At 65.7% G+C, this 3065-nt stretch carries 6 protein-coding genes; 2 read left to right on the top strand and 4 right to left on the bottom strand.

The genetic code is table 11. The features are described from left to right. Positions 1-133: 133 nt before the first annotated feature. From V8683_RS31195 to V8683_RS31180, 4 genes are all read right to left on the bottom strand, one after another. Entirely contained in the window at positions 134-778 is a 645-nt protein-coding gene (locus V8683_RS31195) for a flagellar basal body L-ring protein FlgH (RefSeq protein ID WP_411192536.1), read from the bottom strand. Positions 779-890: 112 nt separating this feature from the next. Beyond that, entirely contained in the window at positions 891-1595 is a 705-nt protein-coding gene (locus V8683_RS31190; protein WP_411192004.1) for a hypothetical protein, read from the bottom strand. 14 nt (positions 1596-1609) lie between these two features. Further along, positions 1610-1780 (bottom strand): DUF6726 family protein, encoded by a 171-nt coding sequence (locus tag V8683_RS31185; protein ID WP_411192005.1) that lies wholly within the window; start codon positions 1778-1780, stop codon positions 1610-1612. 68 nt (positions 1781-1848) lie between these two features. Further along, positions 1849-2034 (bottom strand): hypothetical protein, encoded by a 186-nt coding sequence (locus V8683_RS31180; RefSeq protein ID WP_411192006.1) that lies wholly within the window; start codon positions 2032-2034, stop codon positions 1849-1851. A gap of 339 nt (positions 2035-2373) precedes the next feature. Between V8683_RS31180 and V8683_RS31175 the strand changes: the two genes are divergently transcribed. Both V8683_RS31175 and V8683_RS31170 read left to right on the top strand, forming a co-directional pair. Next, positions 2374-2511, top strand: a complete 138-nt coding sequence (locus tag V8683_RS31175) for an HHHH-motif protein (RefSeq protein WP_411192007.1) — start codon at positions 2374-2376, stop codon at positions 2509-2511. 55 nt (positions 2512-2566) lie between these two features. Next, positions 2567-3013, top strand: a complete 447-nt coding sequence (locus tag V8683_RS31170; protein ID WP_411192008.1) for a hypothetical protein — start codon at positions 2567-2569, stop codon at positions 3011-3013. Positions 3014-3065 lie beyond the last annotated feature (52 nt).

The following is a 3065-nucleotide window of genomic DNA, read 5'->3' as shown; positions in this document are numbered from 1 at the left end:
AGCTGGCGAAGCGCATCTCGTAAGCGCGGCGCACGACGCGCGACGATAGAAAAGGGGGGGGGCGGGGGGGGGGGGGGGGGGGGTGTCGTTTTTATGGGGCGCGCGGGGGGGCGCCGGCCCGCCGCCCGGCGGATCAGAACGTCAGCACGCTCAGGAACATGCGCTGAAGCCAGCCCACCGTCGTGGCGTCGTTGAGCAGGCCGTGGCCGACCTCCTCGATGCGGGCGTTGGCGATCTTGCCCGATTCGACATAGTTGTTGGCTTCGACGTCGTTCGGGTTGACGATGCCCGAAAGCCGCAGACGCTGATGCTCGCCGCTCATCGAAATCAGCTTTTCCCCGGAAACCACGAGGTTCCCGGTGGGCGTCTTGCTGATCACCGTCACGGCGAGCGTGCCGGTCATGTCGCTCGTCAGCGAACGTTTGCCCGTGCCGTCGAACGAAGTCGAAGCCGAGCCGATGTTGAAGAGGTGCGCCAGACGCGCCGCCGCGGCCGTGGACTGATCCGCGGCCGTGGCCGTGATATCGCTCGAACGATTGGCCGAGGCATTGGCATTGTCGCTGCCGCTATAGGTTTCGGAAAGGCGGATCGTGAGTACGTCGCCAATGCGCTGCGCACGCGGCGTTTCGTACAGCGCGACGGCCGTGCCGGGCTGATAGATCGAGCCCGCGGTGTTCACGTTCAACGGCAGATCGGCAAGCGGCGGCGTCATCGGCGTGTTGACGATCGAGTCGGGGGTCGAACAACCGGTGCAGAACGCGGCGAGCGCGATCGCCATCCCGCAGATGGAAATTAAGGATGCCGACGGATTGGCACGCGCGAGGGAAGAATGAACGCGAAGGGTCTTCATCGGTTGGATCGAATAAGCATTCTTGGGGTGCGCGTGGGGCTCAACCCTCGTCGAACTGGCTGACCCGCATGGTCCGCATGCCGGACGCCGGATGCGGGCTGACGGACTTCAGCGTGTAGGTGAGCGTGGCGCGGTCACCGTCGGGCAGCAGGCAGAGCGTGATCGTGCTCGACGCGTTTTCCCACTCGAAGAGCGGCAGCGTGGTGTCGCCGTGCAGATGCGGTGCGCCGTAGCGCGAGGCGAGCATGTTGCGCAGGTCGAGCGCGGTGGGGCGATCCACGACGAACGACATTTCATAGAGCCGCAGCGGTTCGCCCGGCGCATCGTGCGCGAAGCGCAGCACGTGATCCGCGGCGGGGGCGCCGGCCACGACGGCTTGCGAAGGCGCCCAGCCGTCGAGGGTGCGATGCGCCCATCGGCAGGCGACCGTGGGACTCGCGCGGCTCTTCATCAGCATGCCGATGTCACCGCCCAGCACGTCGGTCTCGCATACCAGGGTACTCTCGTGCGGCGTCGCGCGCACCATGCTAGACGCGCGTAACGCTTCGAGCGGGATGCCAAGCGGGATGCCGCGAAACGAGAAAGGCAGGTTGTCGCGATCGTGCGCGCGAGCATGGGGAACCGCATGGACAACAGGTTTCGCGTTTGCGTCCGCGTCGGCATGCGGGCGCGAATCCGCGCGTGCGGTCGGCGTGCCGAGACACGCCGCGCAGAGGACGATGGCCAGCAGCGATACCGGTTTCATCGAAAGGACCCGGATCAGTCGATCGCGTCGGCACACGTGTCGAACGGCGCGGCAGCGGGATGACCGACCACCGGCACGATCTTCAGCGTTGCCGAAGCGACCCGGCAAGGAAAGGCTGCCACCGCGCAACTGCTGAGCGGCAGCGCAAGGCAGGCGAGCGAGACGGCCGAAGCGGCCCGTGTCATGCGTACTGCGAAGCGATGTCTTTGCACGGCTCGAGACGGAGCGGCAGACATGGGCAGCGGCGCAGCACTCATGCGGTGGTGTTGATGTTCTGGCCGAGCGGACCGGAGGGTGGCGTCGGCCGCACCGTTTCCTGCTGGCTCGACGGCGTGTCGGCGTTCCCGGTGGTGTTGGTGCTTTTCGTGCTGTGGCCGCCGGCTGTCGAGTTCAGCGCGTTGGGGAACGGATTGCTGACGGGGCCGATAGGGCTGGTCATGAGGCGAGTCCTTGACGAGAGTGAGACGAAAAAGAGGGCGCGCCGCATCGAGGCGCGCCCCGACCAAAGCGCCGAAGGGGAGGGTCTCGGCGCCGGGCATGCAAAGTTTCGCGGCGAGGCGGGGTTGGCGAAGCGGGAATCAGGAGGGGGCTTTGACGGGCGCCTTACGAGGTCTTGCGGGGGCGTACGGGGGGCAAGCAGGGGGCGCCGAGTGTACCGTCGTGATAAAAATGTTAAAGATGGTCAAAATGCGGACGACGATGTGCACGTATTTCGGATCTTGCCGTTAATGAGACAGCAGCTCGACCACCGGCTGCTCGACCACCACGGAGAACCGTCATGACTCGCATTGCAAGGATTCTGGCCGCGACGACCGTCGCATTCGCCGTCCTCACGCCGGCCATCGCCAACGCCCACTCGCACCGAGTGTGCCATTTCGACCATCACCACCATCGCGTGTGCCACTGGGTGAAGTAAGCCCGGAGCGCATTCGACGAACGACCTGCAGCCATTCAGAATGAACGGAGCCCTAATGAAAAAATCAGTCTTTTTTGCGGCACTTGCCGCCGGTCTGTGCGTTTCGCTGGGCAGCTTCGCCCAGGTTCCGGCCAGCGCGCCGGCAGGCACCACCGGCCTGTGCAAGGACGGTTCGTTTAACAGCAGCGCAAGCAAGAAGGGCGCGTGCAAGGGGCACAAGGGGTTGAAGACCTGGTACGGTGCCGCCGCGAGCGGCACGGCCGCAGCCAGCGCGCCCGTTGCCGCAACTCCGGCAACGGGTGCCCCGGCGGCGGCCGCGTCTACCGCCGCCGCGGCAACACCGGGTGGCGGTCCTGGCCAGGTGTGGGTCAACACCAAGTCCAAGGTCTACCATTGCCAGGGCGACAAGTTCTACGGCAAGACGAAGCAGGGCCAGTACATGTCGGAAACCGCGGCCAAGGCCGCCGGCGACCACCCGGCCTACGGCAAGGCCTGCTCGTAAAAGGCCAGTTCAAAATGGCCGCTCAGCTCGGCTGAAGATGTTCCAGCAGACG

The sequence above is a fragment of the Paraburkholderia sp. AV2 genome (assembly GCF_054968425.1).
This window is presented reverse-complemented; position numbering and strand designations above follow the sequence as displayed.